The following is a 495-nucleotide window of genomic DNA, read 5'->3' on the forward strand; positions in this document are numbered from 1 at the left end:
GCGGGCGGCGACGGCCACGGGGCGGAAGTCGTCCGGGCCCTGGTCGCCGCGGTACGCGCGTCCTCGGTGGTGGTGCGCGAGGACGCGTTCGCGCTCGACGTCGTGGTCGAGGCCGGACGCGCCACCGGCGTGCGGCTGCTCGGCGGCGAGGTGGTCGCTGCAGACGCCGTCGTGCTCGCCACCGGTGGCTCCGGCCAGCTCTTCGGGCACACGACCAACCCCGGCGTGGCCACCGGCGACGGGGTCGCGATGGCTCTGCGCGCCGGCGCGTACGTCGCCGACCTGGAGATGGTGCAGCTGCACCCCACGGTGCTCGCTGACGGGTTCCTGGTCTCCGAGGCGGTGCGCGGTGCCGGCGCGTGCTGCGCGACGCCGACGGACGCCGGTTCCTGCTCGACGTCGACCCGCGCGGTGAGCTCGCCCCGCGCGACGTCGTCGCCCGGGCCGTGGCCCGACGGGCTCGTGAGCAGGGTCGTCCGGTCGTGCTCGCGCGAC

1 protein-coding gene is annotated in these 495 nt (G+C 77.0%); it reads left to right on the plus strand.

Going from position 1 to position 495, the window contains the following annotated elements; translation table 11 throughout:
- On the plus strand, positions 1-495 hold a 495-nt coding region (locus AC2W7G_RS18475), incomplete at both ends, for an FAD-binding protein (RefSeq protein WP_485869710.1).

The organism is Aeromicrobium sp. PFPM2_SD2 (genome assembly GCF_057364525.1).